This window comes from Erwinia sp. E602, assembly GCF_018141005.1.
Classification (GTDB): Bacteria; Pseudomonadota; Gammaproteobacteria; order Enterobacterales; family Enterobacteriaceae; genus Erwinia.
This window is the reverse complement of sequence record NZ_CP046582.1, coordinates 2,798,309-2,819,030: the sequence shown is the minus strand read 5'-3', so window position 1 is coordinate 2,819,030 and position 20,722 is coordinate 2,798,309. Positions and strand designations below refer to the sequence as shown.

The following is a 20,722-nucleotide window of genomic DNA, read 5'->3' as shown; positions in this document are numbered from 1 at the left end:
TACCGTGAGCATGGATATCAGCGATTTTTACCAGACGTTCTTTGATGAAGCCGACGAACTGTTGGCCGATATGGAACAACACCTGCTGGGGTTAGACCCGCAGGAGCCCGATTCGGAACAGCTTAACGCGATCTTCCGCGCCGCCCATTCCATTAAGGGGGGGGCCGGCACCTTCGGCTTCTCGGTGCTGCAGGAAACCACGCATATTCTGGAAAATATTCTTGACGATGCTCGTCGCGGCGAAATGCAGCTGAGCACCGATATCATCAATCTGTTTTTGGAAACCAAAGATATTATGCAGGAACAGCTAGATGCCTACAAAACGGCGTCAGAACCGGATGCTGAGGCCTTCACCTACATTTGTCAGGTGCTGCGCCAGCTGGCGCTGGAAGCCAAAGGCGAGAGCGTTGCCGCCCCCGCCGCACCGCGCGTGGCGCTGGTTGAAGTGCCGTCAGAAGAGGCTACTGTGCCAGCCGCAGCCGGTCTGCGCATTCGCCTGAGCGCGCTGAAAGCGGGTGAAGCTGACCTGATGCTCGACGAGCTGGCCAACCTCGGCACCGTGCTGGACGCGGTAAAAGGCGAGAACGTGCTGGAAGCCACGCTGGACTCCTCGGTGGGCAAAGATGACATCGTGGCGGTGCTGTGCTTCGTGCTCGACGAATCGCAAATCGACTTCCCTGAACCGGTCGCCGTTGCGGCACCGGTTGCGGTGGCGGCGGTGGAGCCGGCGGCAGACGAGCCTGAAGACGAGGCCGAAGAGAGCCATCCGCTGGCTACCGTCAGCGATATCTCGCCGAAGCGTGAAGCGCATAAAAAGCAGCCGGCCGCCAAAGCCAGCGAGTCCAGCAGCATCCGCGTTGCGGTTGAGAAGGTCGATCAGCTGATCAACCTGGTCGGTGAGCTGGTGATTACCCAGTCGATGCTGGCGCAGCGCTCCGGCGCGCTGGATCCGGTACACCACGGCGACCTGCTGAACAGCATGGGTCAGCTGGAGCGTAACGCCCGCGACCTGCAGGAATCGGTAATGTCGATTCGTATGATGCCGATGGAGTACGTCTTCAGCCGCTTCCCGCGCCTGGTGCGTGACCTTGCCAGCAAGCTGGGCAAAGAGGTGGAACTGACGCTGATGGGCAGCTCCACCGAGCTGGACAAGAGCCTGATCGAACGCATTATCGATCCGTTAACCCACCTGGTGCGTAACAGCCTCGATCACGGTATCGAGTCGCCGGAAACCCGCCAGGCCGCCGGGAAATACCCGGTCGGTAACCTGACGCTCTCCGCCGAGCACCAGGGCGGCAACATCTGCATCGAAGTGACCGACGACGGTGCCGGGCTGAATCGCGAACGCATTCTGGCCAAGGCGCTCTCGTCCGGGCTGCCGGTCAGCGAGAACATGAGCGACGAAGAGGTCGGCATGCTGATCTTCGCGCCGGGCTTCTCCACCGCCGAGCAGGTGACCGACGTTTCCGGCCGCGGCGTGGGCATGGACGTGGTGAAACGTAACATCCAGGAGATGGGTGGCCACGTTGAAATCTCATCGAAGCAGGGCAAAGGCACCACCATTCGCATCCTGCTGCCGCTGACGCTGGCGATCCTTGACGGCATGTCGGTGCGGGTGGCGAACGAGGTGTTTATCCTGCCGCTGAACGCGGTGATGGAATCCCTGCAGCCGCTGGCGGACGACCTGAAGGCGCTGGCCGGCGGTGAACGCGTGCTGGAAGTGCGCGGCGAATACCTGCCGCTGGTGGAGCTGTGGAACGTCTTTGAGGTGCAGGGGGCCAAAACCGAAGCCACCCAGGGCATCGTGGTGATCCTGCAGAGCGCCGGTAAACGCTATGCGCTGCTGGTCGATCAGCTGATTGGTCAGCACCAGGTGGTGGTGAAAAACCTTGAAAGCAACTACCGCAAGGTGCCGGGCATTTCTGCCGCCACCATCCTCGGCGATGGCAGCGTGGCGCTGATTGTTGACGTTTCTGCACTGCAGTCTCTGAACCGTGAAAAGCGTGTGGCGGGAGCCGCAGCCTGATAATAACTGATTAAGGGTAGAACTATGACTGGCATGGCCACTGTCACTAAAATCACCGGAGAAACCGTCGGCCAGGAGTTTCTGGTCTTCACGCTGGGTGCCGAAGAGTACGGCATCGATATCCTGAAAGTTCAGGAGATCCGTGGCTACGATCAGGTGACCCGCATCGCCAACACGCCGCCGTTTATTAAAGGCGTCACCAACCTGCGCGGCGTGATCGTGCCGATTATCGATCTGCGCATTAAGTTTGCCCAGCCTGACGTGGTCTATAACGACAACACCGTGGTGATCGTGCTGAACCTTGAGCACCGCGTGGTCGGCATCGTGGTTGACGGCGTCTCTGACGTACTGTCGCTGATGCACGAGCAGATCCGCCCGGCACCGGAGTTTGCGGTCACCATGTCCACCGAGTATATGACCGGGCTGGGGGCGCTGGGCGACCGCATGCTGATTCTGGTCGACATCGAAAAACTGCTGAGCAGTGAAGAGATGGCGCTGGTGGATAACCTGCGCAGCGCCTGAGTCTGACGGAAGCAGCAGGCAGCACAAAGGCAGAACGCTGTGGTCTGATGCCGATCGGTTAAGGATCGGCTGACCAACCCAGCGGCTGTGTGAAAATCCGTAATCTCATGGAAGATTACGGATTTTTTTTGCAGTTTTCCCAGCACCTCACCGCCATTTCTCACTACGACTCTCTGCGTAACCCGCTTCACACCCCTGCCGGTTTTCCCCGTCCCGAACTGATTTCACGCTGCCTTGTTCTTTTCTGCCATGACGCTAAACAGTTAATTTTTTCTGATGAAAAAATCGAAAAAATGGCGGTTTATTCTGGTGCAAGGGCCTGATGAGCTTATTAACATTTCAGATAAAACAGTGCCTGCTTAGCTTTAATTTTAGTGGCTCTAGTAATCTTATGGGAAAATTCCTATATAAATCAGATCACATTTTATGAATCTGCCTGTTGATTGCCTTAAGCTGGCTACTTTATAGTCACACCTGTACACAGGGAAAGTATACATATTGTCCGCTTTCCGCGTCATTTTTACAGGAGTAACTATGAGTAATTCTTATCAGAGTCGGGCCCCGAAAGCGGTCGTCAGCATCCGCAATAAAAACAACGTCGCCAGCGCGCCGGCGGCGTTTTCCCCGTCAGTAAACCTCCCCGTTGAACACACCTTCGCCGCCGGCGGCAGCAACGCATAAGGCGGAGGCCTGATGAAAATTGAACAACCGCTGTGGGGCCGTGGCGTGATGATCTCGCCGCAGCATTTCCAGCAGCAGGCCGCGTATGCGGCCTGGTCAGCAGAGTGTATTGCGCAGATGGGACTGAATCACCCCTGGGGCGTTATCCGCGCTGAATTTGACGCAGATGTGCTGAAGTTCGGCCGTCTGCAGGCGCGGCATCTGCACGTGCGTTTTCAGGACGGTACGCTGATTGACACCAGCAAGGGTGACGATCTGCCGCCGGTATTGATACCCGAAGGTGATGATGTGGTGGTGGTGCTGGCACTGCCGCTGCTCAGGGCGAACGGCGGCAACTGCCTGCAGCCGGATGACGTTGCCGAACGGCCAATCCGTTATCGCCAGCGCTGGCGTGATATCCGCAATCAGTTTGGCGATGACACGCGCCAGATTGCGGTGATCAAACCCGAGCTGACGCTGCGTTTTGCCGATCGGAACAACGCTGATTACCTGGTCTGCCCGGTGGCGCGTCTGCAGCAGGACAGCCAGGGGGGCTGGACCCAGGACGACACCTTTCTGCCGCCGCCGCTGACCGTGCAGAGCAGTCCGTGGCTGCTGACCCAGCTTGACCAGCTGATCACGCAGCTGCGTGCCCGCCTCAGCCGCCTGATGGCGATGCGCCGCGAAAGCAACGAACGCATGGCCGACTTTGCCGTTGCCGATGTCTCGCTGTTCTGGCTGCTCAACGCGCTGAACAGTGCGGAGCCGGTGCTGGGGCAGTTCCTGCGCTTCCCGCAAAGCGCGCCGGAGCGCCTGTATACGGAGCTGGCTCGTCTGGCTGGCAGCCTGCTGACGTTCTCGCTGGCGCATCAGGTCAGCGCCATTCCTGCCTATCAGCACGCGCGGCTGAACGCTGTTTTCCCGCCTCTGTTCGATCTGCTCAGCGACCTGCTGGAAGCCAGCCTGCCGTCACGCGTGGTGTCGATTGAGATGGAACACGACAGGCGGCTGCACCAGTGGCTGGCCCGTCTGCAGGATCCGCGCCTGCGCGAGGAGGCCGATTTCTACCTTTCGGTGCGCTCTCCGCTGCCGGTGGCGCAGCTGCAGGAACAGTTCCCGCGCCAGTGCAAGGTCGGCAGCCCGGACTCCGTGACCGATCTGGTGAATGCGTCGCAGCAGGGCATTCCGCTGAGGCCGCTGCGCCACGTTCCTGCCGCGATCCCCCTGCGTCTGGAAAACCACTATTTTGCCCTCGACCTCTCGCACCCGGCGGCGGCAGAGATGCTGGCGGGCGGCAGCTGCATGTTCTACGTACCGGGCATGCTGGGTGAACCTGAACTTGAACTGTTTGCGGTGCTGAGAACATGAGCCAGAGAAACGCGTGTGATATCGATGCGCTGTTGCAGAACAGCTGGCTGCAGGTCATCAGCCTGCGTCACGGCCCGGTATTTAAGGAGGGGGAAGGGCGCGTGCTGTGGGAGCACTGCGTCTCTGAAGTGGAAAAGGTGCAGCTGGCGCTGCAACAGGCCGGCTGCGACGCGCAAAGCCGTGAGCACATTCTTTATGCCCAGTGCGCGCTGATTGATGAAGTGGTGAAGGGGCGCGGCGAGCAGGATGACGCCTGCCTGCAGTGGTATCACCTGCCGCTGCAGGGGCACTTTTTCGGCACGGTGGAGGCCGGTGACAGGCTCTGCAACCGCATGCGCGAGGTGCTGCATGAGCCAGCGCCGGATGCCGCGGTGCTGACCTGCTTCCAGCGCGTGATGCTGCTGGGCTTCCTGGGCGGCTATCGCTCGCTCAGCGACCCGGAGCGGGAAAAGCTGGTAAAGGCGCTGAATGCGCAGGTTGCGCCCTTCAGCGGCGTGCAGGGGCAGAGCGTGCTGGCAGAGAGCCGGAAGGGCCGGGGCATCAGCGGCTGGCTGTCCGGCTGGCCGCCGCGCATTGGCGTATCGGTCCTGCTGCTGGCCGCCGTCTGGTGGGGGCTGAATCACTGGCTGAGCCGCCTGGTGGCTTCGCTGCTGCCGGGAGTCGGTCAGTGATCGGCCCCGCGCTACAACGCATGCTGGCGCTGTGGGCCGCGCTGCTGTCCGCCGTACTGTGTCTGGCTTTTCTGCCGGTCTCACGGATGGCAGCCGTGCTGCTGATGCTGCTCTGCTGGGCGCTGATAGTCGTGGTGCTGGCGACCCGCCGTCGCCCGGCGCAGGTAAACGTGCTGAGCGTGGATGACCTGCCGGATGCCGCATACCGCCGGCCGGTGGTGCTGGTGTGTGGCGACGGCATGCAGGCGTGGCCGCAGGGTTCATCTGTGCTGACCGTGCCGCACGGCTGCTGGGTGCGGGTGGCCAGGCATCAGGAGCTGGACGTCGTCGCCCGCCAGCTGCTGGCGCTGCGCCCGGCGTGGGGGCGTCAGCTGGCGGTGATGGTCAGCATCTGTCCTCAGCAGCATCAGGACACCGAGGCGCTGGCCAGCCGGCTGCTGGCGCTGCGCTGGCAAACCGGCCAGCTGCGGCGTGAAACCGGCTGCTCACTGCCGCTGCTGCTCCATGCTCAGGCGGGTAGCGCACTGGCCGGTGAGCCGCTGTGGCAGGGCGCGATGCCCGGTGAGCCGGTGCGCGTCTGGCGTGAAAACGCCGCGCCCGGCACGCTGAACGGCGGACTGACGGCGGGCGCGGCCCTGCAGCAGCAGGTGCTGATGAACAGCCTGGCGGCGTGGTTGCAGCATCACGCTGAACCGCTGTTTACCGACGACGACCCGCATATGCCGCCGGTAGTGCCCGCGTGCAGGGTCTGTGGGCTGAGTGCCGCCATGGACGCCGCGTTACCGTCTTCACTCTGGACCCGCTGGCTGCAGCAGCACACCGCGCTGCAGCAGGTGGCGGGCTGGCACCCGGCGGCAGAAGGCGCATTATCGCCGCCGCTGCCGGCGTTTGTTATGCCGCTGCTGCCGCAAGGCCGCGGCCTGACGCCGGGCCAGCGCGCCTGGCGTGGCGGGCTGGGGCTGCTGGTTGTCGCGGGTATTGCCGCGCTGTGCAGCAGCGGCGGGCACAACCGCCAGCTGGTGCAGCGCATCGCGTTTGATATCCGCGACTACCGGCGGATTGCGATAAACGACGCTGCGCCGAGAGCGGCGGCGGTGGCGGTCCTGCATCAGGACGCTGCCGAACTGGATAACTACGCCCGCAACGGCGTGCCGCTGCGCCTCGGCCTCGGGCTGTACCAGGGGGAACGGCTGTATCTGCCGCTGCTGGACGCCATCCGCGCGTATGTTCCATCGCCTGCGCCGCTGCCGGTGGTGAAGGAAGCCCCCGGAACCGTGCGACTCGACAGCCTGTCGCTGTTTGACACCGGCAGATACCGCCTTAAACGCGGCTCGCTGAAGAGGCTGGTAACGGCGCTGGAGGATATCAAAGCCCGGCCGGGCTGGCTGATTGTGGTGGCCGGGCATACCGACAGCACCGGCGATGCGCAGGCCAACCAGCAGCTGTCGCTCAAGCGTGCCGACGCGCTGCGCGACTGGATGCTTTCCACCAGCGACGTCTCGCCCACCTGTTTTGCGGTGCGGGGCTATGGCGCCACGCGCCCGGTTGCGACGAACGACACTCCGGAAGGCCGTGCGCTTAACCGCCGGGTCGAAATCAGCCTGGTGCCACAGGCGGATGCTTGCCGGGAAACGACAGCGCCGCCCGCACCCGGCGCTGAACGGGGGGCGGTACCAGGGCGGGAGTAACACACGCCCGGCACCGCCACTATCAACGCCGCCGCTGACGGGCGGCGGAACGGACCACGACAGACCCTGACTGTTTTTCGACCTGATGCGCTCGGGTTTACAGCGAAGGGCGGTAGCGTGTCTGTCACTGACTTCCGGCAGCAAAACATAAGGACATCATCATGAGCAGCAACCCGGTCTCTTTTTTCAGCCACAGCCACCATCTGCTGGCGGTGCGCGGCTGCGACGCGCAGCCCGACGTGCTGGCGTTTAGCGGCGAAGAGCGCCTGAGCGAGCCGTTCCGCTGGCGCATTGAGTTCACCAGCGCCGACCCCGCCATCACCCGCGAGGCGATGCTGATGCAACCCGCCTCGCTGACCTTACAGGCTCCGCCGGACCAGGGCCGGGGCATAAAGGTGCAGCAGCCGGTGCGCGTGGTGCAGGGCGTGGTCACCGGTTTCGAACGTTTCGGCACCTCCGCCGACCAGACCCACTACGCCGTCACCCTGCAGCCGCGGCTCGCCCTGCTGTCGCGCAGCCGCCAGAACGCCATTTACCAGCAGATGTCGGTGCCGCAGATCGTGGAGAAAATCCTGCGCGAGCGCCACGGAATGCGCGGCCAGGACTTTGTCTTCACCCTCAACAACGCCTACCCGCCGCGCGAGCAGGTGATGCAGTACGGCGAGGATGACCTGACGTTTATCACCCGCCTGCTGGGGGAGGTCGGCATCTGGTTCCGCTTCACCCCCGACGCCCGCCTGCACATTGACGTGGTGGCGTTTTACGACGGTAAGCAGGGCCACGTTAAAGGGCTGACGCTGCCCGCCGTACCGCCCTCCGGCATGCACGATGCCGCCACGGATTGCGCGTGGGGCTTCGCCAGCCGCTTTGCGGTGGTGGAGAAAAGCGTCAGCGGGCGCGACTATAACTACCGCAACGCTCTGGAAGATATGAACGTGCAGGCGGACGTCACCGGCGGCGACGACACCACCTACGGCGAGTCTTACCACTGGGCCGACAACTGGCTGACGCCGGGCGACGGCTACAGCCCCCATCCGGAACCCGAGAGCGGCGCGTTCCACGCCCGCCTGCGCCACGAGCGCTACCTGAACGGCCAGGCGCGGGTCTCCGCGCTCACCACCTGCCCGCAACTGACCTGCGGCTGCGAGCTGACGGTCAGCGGCGGTGAGGAGGTCAGCGGGGCGTTCCGCAGCGGCGTGCTGGTCACCGCCATCACCTGTACCGCCCGGCGCGACCGCAGCTTTGAAACCGCCTTTGAGGGCATCCCGCTCGGCAACCGCTACGGCTTCCGCCCTGAACCGCCCCCGCACCCGGTGATGGCGGGCACGTTACCGGCGCGCGTTACCAGCACCACGGTGAACGACACCTACGGCCACATTGACCGCGACGGGCGCTACCGCGTGAATATGCTGTTTGACCGCGCGGGCTGGGAAACCGGCTTTGAGAGCCTGTGGGTGCGCCAGGCGCGGCCCTACGCGGGCGACACGTACGGCCTGCACCTGCCGCTGCTGGCGGGCACCGAGGTGGCGATAGCCTTTGAGCACGGCAACCCGGACCGGCCGTATATTGCCGGGGTGCTGCACGACTCGGCGCACGGCGACCACGTCACCATCCGCAACTACAGGCGCAACGTGCTGCGCACGCCGAAGAACAACAAGCTGCGCCTCGACGACACGGCGGGCCAGGAGCATATCAAGCTCAGCACCGAGTACGGCGGCAAAAGCCAGCTGAACCTCGGGCACATGGTGGACAGCGAAAAGCAGAAGCGCGGTGAAGGTTTTGAGCTGCGCAGCGACAGCTGGGGCACGCTGCGGGCGGAGAAAGGACTGTTTATCACCGCCGACGGCCAGCCGAAGGCGCAGGGTGAACAGCGGGAGATGCAGGCGGCGATTAGCCTGCTGAAGGGCGCGCAGGCACAGATGCAGGGGATATCCGATGATGCGCAGGCCGCCAGCGGCAGTCCGGCCAGCCTGCAGGCGCAGATAGCGCTGCTGGAGCAGCGTCTGAATGAACTGAAGCAGTCGGTTATCCTGATGAGCGCCCCGGACGGCATGGCGCTGGTGAGCGGGAACAGTCTGCAGCTGACGGCGGACGAAAACCTGACGGCCACCGCCGGAAAGCACGCGGACATCAGCGTGGTGAAAAACCTGTTTATCGGGGTGGGCCAGGCGCTGAGCGTGTTCGTCAGGAAGATGGGGATCAGGCTCACCGCCAACCAGGGTCCGGTACAGATACAGGCGCAGAACGACCTGCTGGCGCTGCTGGCGCGCAAAGAGATCGGCATTATCAGTACGGAAGATGAAATAAAAATCATCGCGAAAAAGAGAATCACGCTGAACGGCGGCGGAAGCTACATCACGATTGACGCCAACGCCATCGAGTCCGCCACGCTCGGGGATCACCGCGTCCGGGCGGGGCACTATGAGCGGCAGGGGCGCGCACAGCAAAATGTGGATTTGGTACCAATGGCTAACGCAATAGATGACGGCAGCCATAACATCTCTTATCTGTGTTTAGATGATAATGCCCAGCCATTGAAAAACACGCCTTATCATGCATTTCTTGCCGATGGAACAACCCTTCATGGTGTAACCGACAATGACGGATACTCAAAATTATTCACATCGGCGCAGGCTCAGGATGTTGTAATACATATGATGACGGAGGAAAGAAATGGCTAAATATAAGATATCTACTCAAATAGTGTCGAATGCACCGGTATCAGAACTTTTTTATGACTTAACCGTTTACCGGACTGATGGAGAGAATAAAAAACATACGTTACTGTCGGTTGCTCAGCAACCTCTTTACGCCGATTACCGTACAGAAGGGCATGAAACAAATGACACTGACGATGATCTTTCCGTAATTTATCTGATGGAAATCATGTTGTACCGCAGGCACGGCGGTAAACTGATACGTGCACTTTCAGTGCCCTCAACAAAAATGTATACGCTGGGAGAAATGGTCTCCGGGAGGGCAAAGTCGAAAAATAAACGAGAAAACGTCTGTTACTTCGAAACTACAGCCCGGACAAAGCTCGTCAAAGAGGACGGTAAAGATAATATACACAGCGTAAAGATAACCTGTCAGGAAAGGGCCTTTGTTGCCAGAGAATACCCGGTCGGAGATCCCGATGATCCATTCGAAAAGGGTAAAATTGAGAATCAGATTGCATCAAGACTGAGTCGGGGAAGCTATCCGAATCAGGGACAGACGAGTTTGTGTGGACCCGCCTGTTTCTTTTATTGCCTGCAAATGGACAGGCCTGATATTTATGCACAAGCGGCCAGAGAACTTTGGCAGTATGGGAGGACTAAGATTGGATCCCTCGAAATATCACCGGGGAAGGGGTGCAGGAATCCAGGAGGGAGTTTCTATGATGACTATGGTGATAGAATATCAGGGCTTGACTGGATAACTATGGCAAGTCTGCGCGACGCAGAAAATTCCATTTTCAGCTATGATGAGATAGATGATCAAATGGCTGGGATAACTATGTGGGGGAAACTTTCCGAATGGTTCGAAAAAGCTGGATATGAAAAGGTTTTTAGTAATGTCGGGATTGCTCATGTTGGCATTAATGGCCTTTGTGATTTAAATAAATATGCTGATGGTAGTCATAAAATTGTCACATTGATATCCGCTGGTATTTTGGTTGGGTACGACTCACTTATTCCATTAAAGAATCATTGGATAACATGGAGTGGTAAGGTTGGTGATCTAAATGGGAATGATATTGCGCTTAACACAGATGCCAATGAGTTTATTGAGTTGAAATTATTCTCATGGGGTAAGGTTAAAAACCAAATAAAGCCAATGTTAAGTTTGAAAAAAACAATGAGAAGTATTTTTGGAGGTGTGGTTTTTAAACCACTAAAATGAAATTACTCTTAAAAAACGTCATGATTTTATTTATTTATTTGATATCTTCTTGTTCTTCTGGTCAGGTCATTTTTACACCTCAAGAAGAAAAACTACCAGATGCTAAAGTTGGCAGTTTTTATGTCTATTACATTGGGTTGGCGTCTAAGGATAGTGGTGAGAGTTTTTACCTGAGTGAGGATAACATCAGGCTAAGTATTAGCCCGGAAAATTCCGGGATTACCATTAAGCCAGCTTTTGAACATTGTTCTTTCGAGTATGAAAAAAGGAAATGTAGTGGTTTCAATAAATTTATTGTCAAAGGTAATCCTCTGCTTCATGGGGTGGTGAGAATTGATATAATTGGTCGGACTTATGGATCAATGGTTGATAAAGGTTATATTTTCAAAAAGAAATATTTCATAAAAATAAATTAGTTTGTAATTTTACTAAGCGATTTCTCTAAAGTTATAATTTAGATGAAAGAATGCTGCGCACGCCGAAGAACAACGAGCTGCGGCTCCATGACACGGCGGGCCAGGGGTATATCAAGCTCAGCACCGACTAAGGCGGCAAGAGCCAGCTGAACCCCGGCCACCTGGTGTATAGCGAAAAGAAGCTGCGCGGTGAGGGGGGCGAGCTACGCAGCGACCGCTGGGGTACGATTCGTGCAGAGAAGGGGTTGCTGATCACGGCGGACGAAAACCTGACGGCCACCGCCGGAAAGCACGCGGACATCAGCGTGGTGAAAAACCTGTTTATCGGGGTGGGCCAGGCGCTGAGCGTGTTCGTCAGGAAGATGGGGATCAGGCTCACCGCAAACCAGGGCCCGGTACAGATACAGGCGCAGAACGACCTGCTGGCGCTGCTGGCGCGCAAAGAGATCGGCATTATCAGCACGGAAGATGAAATAAAAATCATCGCGAAAAAGAGAATCACGCTGAACGGCGGCGGAAGCTACATCACGATCGATGCCAACGCCATCGAGTCCGCCACGCTCGGGGATCACCGCGTCCGGGCGGGGCACTATGAGCGGCAGCAGAGGCACAGTGTAAATGAGCCGCTGCACGAGCTGCCTGAGAAAGCGAAAGATCCCTCTCTGAAATTCTTCGTTTCATAACAAAGGAGTGTACCCATGTTAATCAGCCCGCCATTTTTGCGCATAAAAAGTGATTCAGAAACGGATGAAGCGTGGATTGAGCGCATGATGCCGGTCGATCCCCGGCGCGGCTATCCGCTGAACGCGCACCGCTCCTGGCATGGCGGTATCCATCTCCGGCATGCGGATTCGGGAAGCCGGCCTGAGATGCTGCGCGCGATTGCCGACGGCCGGATCGTCTCATTCCGCCATTCTGATATCGCAAAACGCCAGCATCCGCCCCTGAATTACAACGGCAAAACCGACAACGGCTACGTGCTGATCAGGCACGTGGCCGAAACCGGCAGCCAGCCGGAGGATAAAATCACCTGGTACTCTCTGTATATGCATATCAAGGATCTTGCTCCGTCGGTTGCCGTCGGCCAGCGGGTGAAACGCAAATCCCCGCTGGGCACGGTGGGCATGGTGGATGACAGGAGTGGCGTGCACTTCCAGATATTCTGCGACGACGGGAACATTGCCCGGATAACCGGGCGCACAACTCCGGAGCTGGATCTGAGCAAAAATGGCCGCACCACCGCCTGTTACGGCGATATGCACTTTTACATTCCGGCCGGAACGCCGGTTTACGGCGCGGTGCCGGGGCAAAGCAGCGATGAACCGTTGAGGACGACAGCGGCTGATTTGTTCGTCTCAATGACCCTGGGCGGCGGGCACTGCATCATGAAAACCCGCAGGCAGAACGTTATCGACCCGCTTCAGTACGACGAGGTGGGCGACGCGCTGACCGACGCAGACGGGGCGGAATATGAATACGGCCTGTACAAAAATGCGCTCAAGCTTTACCCCGGCAGCCCGAGCGCCGGTTATGAGCTGCTGCGCTTTGGCCGGGTGATCAACACCCGGTATGAAACGCTGTCTCCGGCGGATGCGCCGCTTTGGCGAACCATCAATACGCCGGAGGGAAAAGGCATCGTCAACCTGGCGGCGGAAAGCATAAAGAAATACAGCGATGCGGATTTTCCGCACTGGGCGGGCTGGAGACTGGTGGATGACGACGAGGACAGCAACAGCCAGTGCAGTTCGCCGACGATACTGGGTTCCGGCCGTATGGATCTGAGCCGCACGATCTGCCATTTCCCGCTGGAGTGGGACACCGACACGGTGGAAAGCCGCTACGGCTGGCTGAAGCAGCCCAACGCCGTGCTGGAAGAGCCGATGAGCCGGCAGGACTGGGGCTCACTGGTGGCGCTGGCGAAAGCACTGGCACTGGAGAACTGCGCAGAGATACCAACGGGCCGGGTCTGGCATTTTGACCCGAGGCGGTTTATCGCACATTTCAGGAAATGTGGATGGCTGGAGTGTGAGGTGATTGAGAGAATAATGACGTCGACTACAAGTATTGGACGTAAATCTGAAATTGAAAAAATCAAACGTAAGTCGGAAGGGTTTCTTTTTTCAATAAATGTAGTAATGAGGAAATACAATATCACTGGCTTAAACAGAGTAAGCCACTTCCTGGGGCAGGGAGCGGTGGAATCAGGCTATTTACTCGAAATGCAGGAAGCCAGTCAGATCCAGCGTACAGAAAATGGTAGACACTTCGGCGGGGCCATAATAGGCGAATCTAAAAAGAATGAGCCAGACGAACTTGGCCACTGGTATGGTGCGATAGCTTCTGAAGTGGATGTCTATTTCTCCGGAGATAAATACAACAGCAGTGGGGTTAAAATTGCCAGCTCATACAGTTGGCGTAATGGCAACTGCGGCGATGTGGATGCGCAGAAGTTTCGCGGGCGTGGGTTTAAAATGCTTACCGGGCTGGATACCTACTCCAGCTACTGGGTATACCGGGGATGGTTATCAAAAAGCAGTTTTGACGCTTCATGGTGGACAGATCCTCAGTACAGGAGAAAAAATCTTCCCGGGATGATCAAAAGGCCCCCTCAGATAGATGATCCGCAAAAAGTGATGGAAACTCCCTATAACAGCATTGATACCGGTGCATTTTATATCGTGTGCTTTAAAAATAAAACCCTGAGAGTGATGGACTCAGATAAGGTCGTCTCGCAGGATGATACTGATGTTGCTGAACGCGTTACCCGGGCCATTAACGGCGGTACCATCGGTCTCGAAGAAAGGAAAAAAACGACAAAGGCGGCTAAGGAGGCCCTCAATGATGAATTGTAAAACAGTATTTTTCATTCTGATATTTATGATCTTTCCTGCCAGTGCTAATGATATCATTAGTTATGGTGATTTCACAATTTATATGGATAAAAAAGAACGTTCCATTATCCATATTGTTAATGATAACGGGAAAAGTGATGTCTTATGTAAGATAAAAAACTGGGAGAGTGAATATAGTCAGGGGGGCGGATTTATAGCCATCACTAATGATGAAAAAGGTATTCTTATATACCAAACCAATAAATACCTGTCAACTGATGAACTCATGCAGTGTAATGCAAGTGGCATTGAACTGCATACCATACCGCAGTCAGATGAATGGCGGTATACGATTATAGATATAAACTTCAAAAAAAGGCTGGCTTTGTTAGTTGTTCTGGAAGATGTGAGGCGTTCGACGTATACAGCGATAGTTTCAAATTTTGACAGTAATAAAAACTTACTCTCCGGTCCGGGTTTTTTTAGCGGAAAAAGTAGCGATACTCCTTTCGGTACGGGGGGGGGCTGGTATGGTGGTAAAATTTCGTTAGATGGAAAGTATGCCGCGCCATCTGATCTTGATTGCTCAGTAGATTCATTCCCCGGGCTCTGGGATATCAGGAAAAACAAAAGGGTAGTCTTTGATACTTCACTCGGAGACGATGAAATTAAGGATAGATGTCAGAAGCTATTCGACGGTAAAGCCACGCTTGAAGAATTAGGTGGAAAACTGATTCGTCCTAAAAAGTAGCCTGTCTTTTTTGACGGCAGTGATGAGTCATGCCGTTATTTTATTCAAGGGGTGTTATTTCTGTTTTTCAGCGTAATAGCGGGTATCCGAATGCCTTACTCACTCAAAAATCCACCTGATTTATATAACAGACCGAAACCACCAAAGTTGTCACGCTGGATGACCGCACTGGCCATCATAGCAGCCGTCAGTTTTTTACTGATGCACTTTTTCGGTGGTGATATTGAAGATAAGCCCTTCTGGTGGCTGGCGCTGGGGGCTCCCGCAGCATTATGGCTTACTACCGGTGTTGCACGGCTTATTATCTGTTTACTTCAAAACATTATGGCTAACGGTTATGACGAAAGGCGCGAACGCTGGATTTTAAGTGAAACACGTAAGTCCCGGCGAGCGTTACAGGTGCTTAACGTGTCGTTTATCACCGGGCACCCTCAGGAAGATCCTCGTGAAGTCGTACAGGCATTGATCAGCCATCAAAATATTATACGTTCTCAGCCGGACTGGAGGGGAGAGAACGGGCACCGGCTTACCCGCTTCAATACTGGAAGTGATTTGAGTGCTGATGCCGTAATTCGTCATGTTTTTTCTCATCTGATTACCGATCTGCCGGTTAATCAGTTTACCGAAGACAGCCGCCTGGTCGTGGCATTTGATCTTTCATCGTCTCTGTCGGAAGAATGCATCAGTGATATCTGGAAAAAAATCTGGCAGGAAACCAATATTCACTGCGCTGTGGAATACAGCATCTGCAACGGACTGACAATGATTGACCACTGGTTGAATCACCGTATTACACAAAACGAAATGCTGTTGGTTGTTGCGCTGCAGGTCATGCCTGAAGAAACGGATTACAGCGCCGAAGTCGCGGTCGCCCTGCTGCTGGGCAACCGGCTGAAGCAGAATATCCTGCAGCCGCTTGCACTCCTTCACCGTCCTGAATTGTCATTACCCGGTCAGCTTGGCACGGGTATGAATATGGCCGCATATAACGTGCCGCTGAAGAATAACATAATCAGTCAACTCTGGCTGGCCGGGCTTTCTGAAGGCCAGCATGAAGAAATGATTATAAATCAGCATTCGAATCCGGCCGGTGCTGTCGAAAATGAGGCCATTATTTTACTGGACAGGCTGACTGGACATGCGGGAGCCGCAGGGACATGGCTGGCCATCGCTGCTGCTGTTTTTGCGGCGGAAAACACCCGAACGCCTCAAATCACCATTACTGGTGAGAGGACAACGGGAATAATGTGGAGCACCGTGATCACGCCAGTGGATCCGGTACAGGAGATGGACACTTGAAACCTTACACATCCTTTCTAATCCCTAAATCATCTGAATTCTGGTTCCTGACTATTCTGCTGCTCCTGCTGACGTGTGCGGTGGCCCTGGGCTTTATCTCATGGCAGCAGCCTGAGCGACTTGGTCTGCTGGCAGAAAGCGTAGCCCGGCAGCGCTGGATGTCATCCTCTTTTACCGTTGCGGTGATTCTGGCGTTATTAACCCTGACCTCCGTTTTTGTCTTGCATCATGCAGGGAGCAGGAGGTTTGAGGATGAATTAAATGCGGTGGAGGGTGATGATATCGCCGGAACGACGGATGAAAAAAAGCAGCCTGCTTCTCAGGCAGTCCTGATGGTACAGGCGATAACGCGCCACCTCCGCACCCGCTACCACCCGTTCTGGCGCTACAAGGTGCGTCTGCTGCTGGTGGTCGGAGATGACGCCGCCCGCGAAGCCCTGCTTCCCGGCCTGCAGGAAAATCAGTGGCTGGAAGGGGCGCGCACCGTGCTGATTGATGGCGGCACTCTTAGCGCCGCGCCGGATGCTGAAAAATTTGCCGCGCTGCGCAGGCTGCGTCGTGGCCGTCCGCTGGACGGCGTTATCCGCGTGCTGGCCAGCGGGCAGAGCCTGACCCCGCAGCAGAGCGATCGCGACCTGCGCGCGCTGGAAGCGCTCGGCACGCTGCTGGGTTATCAGCCGCCGGTGTGGCTGTGGCAGCTGTGCAGCAGCGACTGGTCGCAGGCCGGGCGCGCTGAGCAGGCGGTGGGGGCGACGTTTCCGCCGCGTGCGCAGCCGCAGGATATCACCTTACAGCTCAACGGCCTGCTGCTGCCGCTACGCGAGCTGGGCATGGCGCAGATTGCGCAGAATCAGTCGCATGATTTTTTGCTGCGCCTCGGGCAGCGGCTTGAGCAGGGCGGGTGCGGGCGCTGGCAGACCCGGCTGACGCCGTGGCTGTACGCCGCACAGCAGCGTATTTTCCTGCGCGGCCTGATGTTCAGCCTGGCGGAGAACGGCGCGGCGGCGGCATCCTCTGACGGTGCGCTGCCGCGCCATGCCCTGACGCTGCCCGCCAGCTGGCAGGGGGTGGTAAACGACTGCACCCGGCTGCGCGGCCGCCGCGTTGGTATGCCCTGGCAGCAGACGCTGGCCTGGGGGCTGATGACCCTTATCGGCGTGTGGGGTGCGGGGCTGCTGCTCTCCTTTGCGCTCAACCGCCAGCAGATTGTCAGCGTGGCGCAGAAAGCCCGCGCCCTGGTGCAGACGCCAGAGGTGTCAGACCGGCAGCTGACCGGCCTGCATGCGCTGCGTAACGAGGCCGGGCGGCTCAGGCGCTGGCATCAGCACGGCGCGCCCTGGTATCAGCGCTTTGGACTTGACCATCATGCACCGCTGCTGGCGGCGATGATGCCGTGGTACGGCGTGGCGAATAACCGCCTGCTGCGCGACCCGGCCAGCGCCGCGCTGCAGCAGCAGCTGACCACGCTGGCGGCGCTGCCGCCGGGCAGCCCGCTACGTGCGAAACGGGCAACGTCCGGCTACGACCAGCTGAAGGCCTGGCTGATGATGGCGCGCCCGGATAAGGCTGACGGCGCGTTCTATGCGCAGGTGATGAAGAGGGTGCAGCCGGAGCGCGCAGGCATCTCCCCCGGCCTGTGGCAGAGCCTGACGCCGGACCTGTGGGCGTTTTACATCAGCGAGCTGCCGTACCAGCCGCAGTGGAAAATTACCCCGGACCCGGTGCGGGTCAGCCAGAGCCGCCAGGTGCTGCTGCAGCAGATTGGGCAGCGCAACGCTGAAAGCACCCTGTATGAGAACATGCTGAAGTCGGTGCGCCGCAATTTTGCCGACGTCACGCTGGAGGAGATGACCGGCGGCACTGACGCCCGCCGCCTGTTCACCACGCAGGAAGTGGTGCCCGGCATGTTTACCCGCCAGGCGTGGGAAGGCGGCGTGCAGCAGGCGATAGTCAACGCGGCGAGGTCGCGCCGCGATGAGATTGACTGGGTGCTGAGCGACAGCCGCCAGAGCATCAAAGCCAGCCTGTCGCCGGAAGCCCTGAAGGAACGCCTGACGCAGCGTTATTTCACCGACTTTGCCGGCAGCTGGCTTAACTTCCTTAACAGCCTGCGTCTGACCCCGGCAGCCAGTATTGCCGCCGTCACCGACCAGCTGACGCTGATGAGCGACGTGCGCCAGTCGCCGCTGATTGCGCTGATGAATACCCTGGTGTGGCAGGGAGAGACCGGGCAGCAGGGTGAAGCGCTGTCGGACTCGCTGATCAGATCGGCGAAGGCGCTGGCAGGCAGCAGCAAAAAACCGCTTACCGACCCGCGCGCCGCCGGTCCGCAGGGGCCGCTCGACGCGACCTTCGGGCCGCTGCTGGCGCTGACGGGCCGTAACAAAACCGCCAGCGCCCTTGCGGGCGACGACAGCCTGAGCCTGCAGGCGTACCTGACGCGCATCACCCGCGTGCGCCTGCGCCTGCAGCAGGTGGCGGCCAGCCCGGATCCGCAGGAGAGGATGCAGACCCTGGCGCAGACGGTGTTTCAGGGCAAAAGCGTCGACCTGACCGACACCCGCCAGTACGGCAGCCTGATGGCCGCCAGCCTCGGCGAGGAGTGGAGCGGCTTCGGCCGGACGCTGTTCGTCCGGCCGCTGACCCGGGCGTGGGAGACGGTGCTGCAGCCGTCAGCCGCCAGCCTGAACGACAAATGGGCGCGGTCGGTGGTGGCGCTGTGGCACGGCGCGTTTGACGGGCGCTACCCGTTTGCCGCCAGCAATAATGACGCCTCGCTGCCGATGCTGGCCGAGTTTATCCGCCGCGACAGCGGGCGCATTGAGCGCTTCCTGAACGCGGAGCTGGGCGGCGTGCTGCATAAAGAGGGCAGCCGGTGGGTGCCGGACCGCACCAGCAGCCAGGGGCTGACCTTTAATCCGGCGTTCCTGAAGGCGGTGGACCAGCTGAGCCAGCTGTCGGACGTGCTGTTCACCGACGGCAGCCAGGGCATCAGCTTTGAGCTGCAGGCGCGGCCGGTGCCGGGCGTGGTGCAGACGCAGCTGACCATCGACGGCCAGCGGCTGAAGTATTTCAACCAGATGGCGCAGTGGCAGACCTTCCGCTGGCCGGGGGACACCTTTAAACCGGGGACGATGCTTACCTGGAGCACCGCGCGCGCCGGGGCGCGGCTGTTTGGCGACTGGAGCGGCAGCTGGGGCTTAATTCGCTGGCTGGAGCAGGGCACACGTCAGCAGCTTGACCGCAGCCGGTGGATGATGCGCTTCAGCGCCCCTGACGGCAGCACCCTGCAGTGGGTGCTGCGCTCGCAGCTGGGCAGTGGCCCGCTACAGCTGCTGCAACTGCGTAACTTTCAGCTGCCGCCGGAAATATTCAGCGTCAATGCCGCGCAGGCGGCCCGGGTATTGTCGGGCAACGATAATGAGATACCCGCCACGGATGGAGGATCTGAATGACAACCTTACAAAACTCAGTCACCGCCTGCCGCACAGAAGAGGGCCCGCTGGCTCAGCGGGGACGGGCGTACAGGGTTAACTTCCGGCATAAGGGGTTCGTTCATGGCTAAAGGTTATTATCTGGTGCAGGGCGACAAAACGACCTGCGGCGGGCGCATTATTGAAGGGGCAACCGACCACACGCTGTCTGGCAAAGCCGTGGCCCGGGAAAGAGATAAGGCCACCTGCGGTCAGCATCCCGGCATCTTTATGATTGCCGGCGGGATCCGGAATGACGCTATTCAAGGGCGCAGGATGGCGGGAACGCTGGACAGTACCAGTTCCTGCCCCTGCAGGGCGCGTTTTGTGCCGTCGATGATGCAGGATACCTATGAGAAAGCAGGAGAGTGTTCAAGCACTTCTTTTTCATCCGATGGGCTTATAACTTCCTTACTGACCCCCTATAAAAATCTGCAACCGGAAGAGAAGAATGAGCGTCATTGTAATCACACTGACGGAGCAATAAGGGTGGCTGAGTATATATTTAGTGAGATTAGGATGAATGTCAGAAGTGAAACGTCAGAAAAAATACGATATTTAATCGACCAGGAGACAATAAAGCAAAGGCGTGCCGAATGGAATAAGCTTCCATTTTATGCCAGATTGGCTCCGGTTCCTCAACCTGATTTACTCGCTGCAATGGCCATATGGTATCAGATGGTTAAAACGGGTTCTACCTGGGATCATAAACCTAAGATACGTGATAGATTTTCGGCGATTGCGGTTGCGCGACCTTTGCCAAACACAGGAAAACCATCAAAGTCTTATTACCACAAGTTCAAAAAACATGATTATTTTTATGATGTCTGGTCGAATATACATTATGGATACGTCGGGTTGAGCGTTGGTTTTTCGGAGTCACTTCTCTTAAAAGGTTCAACATGGGAACAAAATATGACACCAGGTGCAATGGGAGACGACACTCTGGATGATGTTACGAGTATAAAAATAGGGTTTAGACTTTTTTATCAGCATGGGAAGTATGCTGAAGGTCTGAACGTTAATAGCATACTTAGTGCATTAGAAAATACACCGAATCAGCTATTTCCCAATTCCAGGGGGATGCATTGGTGCTGGAGTGCGGATAATCCGGAAAGGTTTGAGGAGTAGG

The 20,722-nt window shown here is 57.8% G+C and carries 15 protein-coding genes and 1 pseudogene; all 16 read left to right on the top strand.

Annotation, left to right across the window (positions count from 1 at the left end):
- Positions 1–10: 10 nt before the first annotated feature.
- The 16 genes and pseudogenes from cheA (at position 11) to GKQ23_RS14330 (ending at position 20,721) form a co-directional block, all read left to right on the top strand.
- Positions 11–2,026, top strand: coding sequence for a chemotaxis protein CheA (gene cheA / locus GKQ23_RS14405; protein WP_212408613.1), 2,016 nt, complete (start codon positions 11–13; stop codon positions 2,024–2,026).
- Between the two features lie 24 nt (positions 2,027–2,050).
- Positions 2,051–2,548, top strand: a complete 498-nt coding sequence (gene cheW, locus GKQ23_RS14400) for a chemotaxis protein CheW (protein ID WP_056234028.1) — start codon at positions 2,051–2,053, stop codon at positions 2,546–2,548.
- 89 nt (positions 2,549–2,637) lie between these two features.
- Complete coding sequence (locus GKQ23_RS14395; protein WP_212408612.1) at positions 2,638–2,871, top strand: hypothetical protein; 234 nt, start codon at positions 2,638–2,640, stop codon at positions 2,869–2,871.
- Positions 2,872–3,082: 211 nt separating this feature from the next.
- The gene (locus GKQ23_RS14390) at positions 3,083–3,229 is read left to right on the top strand and encodes a hypothetical protein (protein ID WP_212408611.1); all 147 of its coding nucleotides are present in this window, start codon (positions 3,083–3,085) and stop codon (positions 3,227–3,229) included.
- 9 nt (positions 3,230–3,238) lie between these two features.
- On the top strand, positions 3,239–4,576 hold the full coding sequence (gene tssK / locus GKQ23_RS14385; protein ID WP_212411828.1) for a type VI secretion system baseplate subunit TssK: 1,338 nt from the start codon (positions 3,239–3,241) through the stop codon (positions 4,574–4,576).
- Entirely contained in the window at positions 4,573–5,247 is a 675-nt protein-coding gene (tssL, locus tag GKQ23_RS14380; RefSeq protein ID WP_212408610.1) for a type VI secretion system protein TssL, short form, read from the top strand. Before tssK ends, tssL begins: the two co-directional genes overlap by 4 nt.
- Complete coding sequence (locus tag GKQ23_RS14375; RefSeq protein ID WP_249168410.1) at positions 5,244–6,935, top strand: OmpA family protein; 1,692 nt, start codon at positions 5,244–5,246, stop codon at positions 6,933–6,935. The genes tssL and GKQ23_RS14375 overlap by 4 nt, the downstream gene beginning before the upstream one ends.
- 161 nt (positions 6,936–7,096) lie before the next feature.
- On the top strand, positions 7,097–9,616 hold the full coding sequence (locus GKQ23_RS14370) for a type VI secretion system Vgr family protein (RefSeq protein ID WP_212408609.1): 2,520 nt from the start codon (positions 7,097–7,099) through the stop codon (positions 9,614–9,616).
- Positions 9,609–10,820 carry a hypothetical protein gene (locus GKQ23_RS14365; RefSeq protein ID WP_212408608.1) on the top strand — a complete coding sequence of 404 codons (1,212 nt, stop codon included), beginning with the start codon at positions 9,609–9,611 and terminating at the stop codon, positions 10,818–10,820. The genes GKQ23_RS14370 and GKQ23_RS14365 overlap by 8 nt, the downstream gene beginning before the upstream one ends.
- Positions 10,817–11,236, top strand: a complete 420-nt coding sequence (locus GKQ23_RS14360; RefSeq protein WP_212408607.1) for a hypothetical protein — start codon at positions 10,817–10,819, stop codon at positions 11,234–11,236. The genes GKQ23_RS14365 and GKQ23_RS14360 overlap by 4 nt, the downstream gene beginning before the upstream one ends.
- Positions 11,237–11,271: 35 nt before the next feature.
- A pseudogene (locus tag GKQ23_RS14355) lies at positions 11,272–11,919 on the top strand (DUF2345 domain-containing protein); the annotation flags it as partial.
- Positions 11,920–11,934: 15 nt separating this feature from the next.
- Positions 11,935–14,088 (top strand): M23 family peptidase, encoded by a 2,154-nt coding sequence (locus GKQ23_RS14350; RefSeq protein ID WP_212408606.1) that lies wholly within the window; start codon positions 11,935–11,937, stop codon positions 14,086–14,088.
- Positions 14,075–14,818, top strand: coding sequence for a hypothetical protein (locus GKQ23_RS23920; protein WP_249168409.1), 744 nt, complete (start codon positions 14,075–14,077; stop codon positions 14,816–14,818). Before GKQ23_RS14350 ends, GKQ23_RS23920 begins: the two co-directional genes overlap by 14 nt.
- Positions 14,819–14,908: 90 nt before the next feature.
- A complete protein-coding gene (locus GKQ23_RS14340) occupies positions 14,909–16,117 on the top strand; it encodes a hypothetical protein (RefSeq protein ID WP_212408605.1) in 1,209 nt (402 codons plus the stop codon).
- Positions 16,114–19,572, top strand: coding sequence for an ImcF-related family protein (locus tag GKQ23_RS14335; protein WP_212408604.1), 3,459 nt, complete (start codon positions 16,114–16,116; stop codon positions 19,570–19,572). Before GKQ23_RS14340 ends, GKQ23_RS14335 begins: the two co-directional genes overlap by 4 nt.
- A gap of 102 nt (positions 19,573–19,674) precedes the next feature.
- Positions 19,675–20,721 carry a polymorphic toxin type 44 domain-containing protein gene (locus tag GKQ23_RS14330; protein ID WP_212408603.1) on the top strand — a complete coding sequence of 349 codons (1,047 nt, stop codon included), beginning with the start codon at positions 19,675–19,677 and terminating at the stop codon, positions 20,719–20,721.
- Position 20,722: the final 1 nt, after the last annotated feature.